The sequence below is a fragment of the Psychrobacter sp. 1044 genome, from assembly GCF_904846525.1.
Lineage (GTDB): Bacteria > Pseudomonadota > Gammaproteobacteria > Pseudomonadales > Moraxellaceae > Psychrobacter.
This window is the reverse complement of record NZ_CAJHAZ010000024.1, coordinates 22,097-28,740: the sequence shown is the minus strand read 5'-3', so window position 1 is coordinate 28,740 and position 6,644 is coordinate 22,097. Positions and strand designations below refer to the sequence as shown.

Annotated in this window: 5 protein-coding genes; 1 reads left to right on the top strand and 4 read right to left on the bottom strand. The window is 42.4% G+C overall.

From position 1 onward, the window contains the following. Positions 1-17 precede the first annotated feature (17 nt). The 4 genes from JMX82_RS12920 to guaA form a co-directional block, all read right to left on the bottom strand. Positions 18-596: a hypothetical protein gene (locus JMX82_RS12920; protein ID WP_201540839.1), complete on the bottom strand. Its 579-nt coding sequence runs from the start codon at positions 594-596 to the stop codon at positions 18-20. A gap of 181 nt (positions 597-777) precedes the next feature. Next, positions 778-1,590 (bottom strand): hypothetical protein, encoded by an 813-nt coding sequence (locus JMX82_RS14285; RefSeq protein ID WP_227676782.1) that lies wholly within the window; start codon positions 1,588-1,590, stop codon positions 778-780. Between the two features lie 45 nt (positions 1,591-1,635). Beyond that, positions 1,636-2,322, bottom strand: coding sequence for a DUF2628 domain-containing protein (locus tag JMX82_RS12905; RefSeq protein ID WP_201540838.1), 687 nt, complete (start codon positions 2,320-2,322; stop codon positions 1,636-1,638). Positions 2,323-2,692: 370 nt separating this feature from the next. Next, positions 2,693-4,288 carry a glutamine-hydrolyzing GMP synthase gene (gene guaA / locus JMX82_RS12900; protein WP_201540837.1) on the bottom strand — a complete coding sequence of 532 codons (1,596 nt, stop codon included), beginning with the start codon at positions 4,286-4,288 and terminating at the stop codon, positions 2,693-2,695. A 599-nt stretch (positions 4,289-4,887) separates the two neighbouring features. Between guaA and JMX82_RS12895 the strand changes: the two genes are divergently transcribed. Further along, positions 4,888-6,636, top strand: coding sequence for an FAD-binding oxidoreductase (locus JMX82_RS12895; protein WP_201540836.1), 1,749 nt, complete (start codon positions 4,888-4,890; stop codon positions 6,634-6,636). The last annotated feature ends 8 nt before the right edge of the window (positions 6,637-6,644 follow it).

Sequence of the window (6,644 nt, the reverse complement as noted above, 5' to 3'; positions counted from 1 at the left end):
ATTGAATAAGTCATGGTTTATCTGAATAGTTGATTAGTTTTTATGTATTGTATCGGTTTTATCTGAACTCTACTATAGAAAGATCCTATTTTTATAAACTCTTTAGGTTTAGAGTCTATTTCAGTTAAAGACTCCAAAGAACTACCAGATTTAAACAACCTGTAAACTTCAATTGCTTTAGCAATCCGTCCCCATTTTTTAAACAAATTGCTAGTATGCTCAAGTCGTATTCTTTTTTCTAACTCTGATAGATTGTGATACTCCAATACTGGTATTTTATCTATTTCATATCTAGGTAAATCTAAATTATACTTACTAGGTGTTTGTAAAGCTTTTACGGCTGCACACCTCCTATTACCATCTTTAACAATATATTTCTCATCAACCTTGAAGACCCATAAAGGCCTGTCATAATAAAATTCGTCTGCATCTACAATTGCTTTAGTTAACTCTTCAGCTGCTTCTGTAAATAATAAGTACTCGACTATATCACTCTCTTTACTACTACCATTATAAAGCTCAGAAAATCTTGGGTTTTCTTTATCTAGAACCAAATCATCAAGTTTAACTTCTTTTGCAACATAATTTTTATTCATTATAATCATCTCATTTGAAAGCTAAACTTTAGAACTAAAGTCCATAAAAATCTATTATAGGATAATTACACATATAAGTATAATCATCCTTAGTAGACTCATTAAAATTCAACCTACTCCCACTCAATCGTCGCAGGCGGCTTGCTCGGCACATCATAAGTCACTTCTACATTATCAACAACTAACCACACGCCCAATCAAACTCATTATTCAGCAAATCAATTTGCCCATTACCACCGCCCATATTTGCATTACCAAACTCTTCTTCAAACTCAATATAAAAAGGGCTAAATTCTGGCATCGCTTGAATAGGATTGGCCGTACCACCAAAATGACTTTTTGCATGAAACCTATCAAGCTTTAGCATCTCACCTTTTTCAGAGAACATCGGAATATAGGCATTTCCATCATCTTCATCTGGCCACTCATCAAGCATCTTGCCAACGTTAGGATCATCTATTCGGACAATATGCTGAATAAACTGAGCAGGCTCATCTTTAACAAAGCAGGTGCTACCCCACGCTTCAATCTCATAATCTGGATATATACCATCTTCTTTACTAGGCAGCGGCGTGGACTGACCAGAAAACTCTGCTTCCGTTAGCCAAATCAATGCCCAACCGCCACCAATCATATCTTCAAGATAGATTTCTTGAGGGTGACGATAGTTAGCATAGCGACTCAGTGACGCCCAAAAATTCTCAGCGTCTGTATCATTCACCTCAGTGAGGTTAGTAATCATATCTTCAACACCCTCTACCCTATCTTCAACATGATCATCCGCTTGAAAGAGCGATATTGCCACAAGATCTTTCCCTTTTACGCGATACGCTTCAGGCACTAATATCGTCCATAAGTGCGCCATCGGTAGACCGTTAATCCTGCTTCGCGGCCATTGATCCGTGGTGATGCCGACTGGGCGACCAAAAGCCCAACCTTGCCCATGATCTTTATCCGTTAGTTCCAAATCATATGCTTGTTTTAATGGTTCCATCGCTTTTGTCTCGCCTCCTTAGATTAACCTTATTTATTAGACGTACTACACTATCCAGTACCACTCAGGCGCGAGTAAGTAGGTTATACCGCCCGAAAGTAATATAAGTAAGAGAGTAACACCGATTGAACCAACCCACGACGTGCCACCTTGCTTGGCTAATTGTTCATTAATTACAGCCGAATCTGTATAAGTATCCGTAATTTTTTTGATTTTTTTAACACTGTGATTAAGATAAAAGTAATTACCCATTACGCCAGCAAAGCCTGCCCATACGCCTATGAAAAGGGATTGGCCTAACATACTGTACTTTTCCATACCAAGCAAATACATCAAAACCAGATCAATGACGGTTATACCCATTATGATTAAAAAGGCAGCTAGATACATTTTTCGATAGCAAAACCAAAACGAGCCTAAGAAAAACCCCGCTAAATTGAAGCTTTGAAAATTAAATTTTTTATTGTCAGTATTTAAAGTAGGCTCATGGTTTTTAAACCATTTATCACGATAAAAACTGTCATACTTTTCACCAACGAAAGCAGCCAATAAAGCATCGGCATTTTCAGAACTGGAAGCTGAATGGTTTTGCGGGATTTGCGCATCTTTAGAAATATTAACTGGCGTTAATGGTGGCGGTGTTTGTGCTTGAACGTCAGAGAACTGATGCCCACATTTTGAACAAAATCCTGCCTCGCTTGAATTCTCTTGATTACAGTTATTACAAAACATCTTATCCCTTAATTTTACTAAATATTGAACAATTGATAGGCTTATCTCGACTTTAATAAATAATAGCCAATTAAAGTTGACACTATTATAGATAATAAAGACAAATGTTCAATGAAAAATTAGAGGATTCTTAGTTGCCTGTTTGTTTTAACCAAAAAAAGCACCCAACCAAGTTGAGTGCTTTTTTATCGCTATATTGAACTAATGTAATTATCGATTAGTCATATATCAATTCAAAAAATTTGAGTTGAAAAGCTATTTAGATAAGTTTACGTAGTCTAAAATGGTAACAAGGCAACCGAGCGCAGATAGTACGTGTTTGTACATCTAGCTAGGTTAACACCGTTACCGTTTAGAATACTTAAACGGTTTATTCCCACTCAATCGTCGCAGGCGGCTTGCTCGACACATCATAAGTCACGCGTGATACTTCAGCGATTTCATTCATGATGCGATTCGATACCGTCTCAATCAAATCATACGGCAGATGGGCAAAGCGCGCAGTCATGAAGTCTACGGTCTCAACCGCACGTAGCGCAATCACCCACGCATAGCGGCGACCATCACCGACCACACCGACTGATTTAATCGGTTGGAATACCGCAAACGCTTGCGCGGTCTTCTCGTACCAGCCTGATTTTTCCAGCTCTTCCATAAAGATAGCATCGGCTGAGCGCAAGATATCCGCAAATTCTTTGGTCACTTCACCAAGGATACGCACGCCCAAACCCGGTCCTGGGAACGGATGACGGTTAATCATCTTCGCTGGTAAACCAAGGGTGATACCTAATTTACGCACTTCATCTTTGAACAAATCACGTAACGGCTCAACCAACTCAAATGCCAAATCATCTGGCAAACCGCCAACGTTATGATGGCTCTTAATCACATGCGCTTTACCCTGATGCGACTTAGCAGATTCAATCACGTCTGGATAAATCGTGCCTTGCGCTAAGAATTCAATGACTTTACCATCGCTTTGCTCGCTGATTTCACGGGCGCTATTGGCAAATACATCGATGAAGGTTTTACCGATAATTTTACGCTTAGCTTCAGGGTCAGACTCGCCAGCCAATGCCGTCAAGAATAACTCTTCAGCATCGACACGGATGACTTTTACGCCCATGTTTTCAGCGAAAATTTGCATCACTTGGTCGCCTTCGTGCAGACGCAAAAGACCAGTATCGACAAACACACACGTTAGCTGATCGCCAATCGCTTTATGCAATAATGCCGCGACGACTGAACTGTCCACACCACCTGAAAGACCGAGCAATACTTGCTTATCACCGATTTGCTTTTTCAGCTGTGCGATACGCATATCGATGATGTTGTCAGGCGTCCAGCTACCGGCACAGCCACAGATTTCATGGACAAAACGTCCTAGTAATGCAGAACCTTGCGCGGTATGCGTGACTTCAGGATGGAACTGCAAACCATAATAATGGCGCGAATCATCAGCCATAATCGCAATCGGGCAGCTTGGCGTGCTGGCAACGATATCGAAACCTTGTGGGGCATCGACCACTTTATCGCCATGACTCATCCACACATTTAGCTTCGCTGCGGCGTCTTCGATACCATCAGTCAGCGTTGATTTGCCATCGATATTGATGGTTGCTGCGCCAAATTCATGGATGTCACTGGCGTGAACTTTACCACCGAAGCGCTCTGCCATCGCTTGCATACCATAGCAGATACCCAATACTGGTACGCCTAGATCAAATACGGCATCATTGATGCGTGGGCTGTCATCAGCGTGCACGCTCTCAGGACCGCCAGATAAGATAACGCCTTTTGCGCCAAAATCGATAATGCGCTGAGTGTCGATATCATATGGGAACATCTCACAAAACACCCCAGAATCACGGACACGGCGGGCGATAAGCTGGCTGTACTGTGAGCCAAAATCGAGAATTAAGATGCGATCTTCTTTAATAGTAGGAACGTTGGCAGCAGTTGTCATAACGTAGTGTCCATCAATAAATAAATTGGTGCGCTATTTTAACAAGTTTGAGCAGTCTATTGGTTATAAAAATACGCTAATCTGCTAACTGGTATATAAATCTATAGCTCATCAGTATAAATCTCTACTTTATTTCATCAATGAATGCATTTCTTCTATATTTTTCTACATCTAGGTAGCGATGATAAGGCATTGTAGAGTAATCAACAGAATAAAAACGCGATTAATTGACCTAATGCTTTTATAGGCAACGCATAAATTCTGGTTCAAGCATTATTACAAAATAGCCATTATGCTTTTTCATATAGTATTCTACAGAGAAGCTTGCATCAGTGTCGCCTATGATTACCGCATATTATTCGGCAACACATGGACTTAATCTGAAATCTTCGCAAGCTTAGTCTCACCGCATTGGTATTTTTATATATTAGGGTTTATTGGTGTTATTTGGTACTACTTAGCGCATAGACTGATGGTTTTGGTGGGGAATAAAGAATTAGCAAGTCGGAACAGCACACCAATCGTTGTTGACTAATGTACAGAAAACAGTTACTTATTATAGTCACAGATAATCATAATAAATTGACAGGTATGTCCCTATGAGCAAAATCAAAGCCCTTATCCGAAAACGCCCTAAATCTGACCCGTCTAAAGCTATTTCAGTAAATTCTGATAACCAAAATACCAATATAGATGCTGCCTCAAAGGGTCATACGGTAAATACCCCAATCGAGCAAACGCGCTGGAATGGCTGGGGCAATATCAATATTAATAAAAAAGTCTCAGCGCATGGGGCGAAACTGATCAAATCGCACATTGGTAAAACCAAAAAACTATCATCAGTGAGCTTACAGCAAGTACTTAAAACCGTCCCCAAATCGCGCTTGCCTGTTGCTATGACTGAGCTTGATACCGTATCTGTCGATAACGAAGTGAGACTTAGACACGCCCGTGGTCAAAGCTTTCCAGACTGGATAGCCATGCATGGTGGGGACTTTGAAGCCTTTCCTGATGGGGTCGCTTTTCCTGAATCGACCGCTGATGTCGAAACCTTATTAAAGCTAGCGAGCGAGCACGACCTTATCGTCATTCCTTTTGGCGGCGGCACTTCAGTAGCGGGTCATATCAATCCGCAAAAGGGTTCACGCCCCGTATTGACCATCGCCATGAGCAAAATGGATCAGCTGATTGACTTAGACAGTGAGAGCCAAATTGCTACCTTTGGCGCAGGCACACAAGGACCCGCCGTTGAAGCACAATTGGACGAGTACGGCTACCGCTTGGGACATTACCCCCAGTCTTGGGAGCTATCGACGCTCGGCGGCTGGATTGCCGCGCGCTCTAGTGGTCAGCAGTCATTAGGCTACGGGCGTATCGAGCAGATGTTTGCTGGTGGTACGTTGGTGACGCCACAAGGCGTGCTCAATATTGCGGATATTCCAGCGTCAGCAGCAGGGCCTGATCTGCGCGAGATGATGATGGGCACTGAAGGTCGCGCTGGTATTTTTACTGAAGTCAAAATGCGGGTGCAGTCGCAACCAGAAGAAGAGCTATTTAAAGTGGCATTTCTGCCTAACTGGGAAGCGGGTAAAGAAGTGCTTAGACAAGCCGTGCAAAAAAATATTCGCTTATCTATGCTGCGCCTGAGTAATGCGGTCGAGACTGACGCACATCTACATTTAGGTACTACGCCTAGCCAGTTTATGGCGATTAGCACTTATCTAAAAGCGCGCGGTCTCAGCTCAAAAAAAGTCATGCTCACTTATGGCGTCTCAGGGGATAAAGCACAGAATAAATTGGCACTGACGCAGTTTAATAAGCTATTAAAACAGCAAGGCAGTGTCACGGGCAAAATAACCGATATCATGGGCAGTGTCTGGGCGCATGGACGCTTTAAATTCCCTTATTTGCGCGGCACACTGTGGGGAAAAGGCATCATGGTTGATACCTTTGAGACCGCGACCAACTGGAATAATATCGACGAACAAATGGCGCAAATGCAAGAGGCGGTGAAAAAGTCCTTAGCAGATGAAGGCGAAAACGTTATGGCCTTTACTCATATCTCACATGTCTATAAGCAAGGTGCCAGCCTGTATACCACCTACTTCTTTAGAGCCGCCAAAGATCACGCTAGCACCTTAAGCCGCTGGCAGAAAATCAAACATGCTGCCAGTTCAAGTTTGGCCAATGGCACAGCGACGATATCGCATCAGCATGGCGTTGGCCGTGATCATGCGCCTTATCTAGCGGCTGAAAAAGGGAAGCTAGGTATCCAAGTGACCAGTGATATGCTGAAAAGCTTGGACCCTGAGCAGCGTATGAATCCAGGTGTTTTAATTAAAGAGTAAAAGGTCGT

Coding starts and splice junctions, on each gene's coding strand:
- JMX82_RS12920 (WP_201540839.1), bottom strand. CDS start 596: ATGAATAAAAATTATGTTGCAAAAGAAGTTAAACTTGATGATTTGGTT.
- JMX82_RS14285 (WP_227676782.1), bottom strand. CDS start 1,590: ATGGAACCATTAAAACAAGCATATGATTTGGAACTAACGGATAAAGAT.
- JMX82_RS12905 (WP_201540838.1), bottom strand. CDS start 2,322: ATGTTTTGTAATAACTGTAATCAAGAGAATTCAAGCGAGGCAGGATTT.
- guaA (WP_201540837.1), bottom strand. CDS start 4,288: ATGACAACTGCTGCCAACGTTCCTACTATTAAAGAAGATCGCATCTTA.
- JMX82_RS12895 (WP_201540836.1), top strand. CDS start 4,888: ATGAGCAAAATCAAAGCCCTTATCCGAAAACGCCCTAAATCTGACCCG.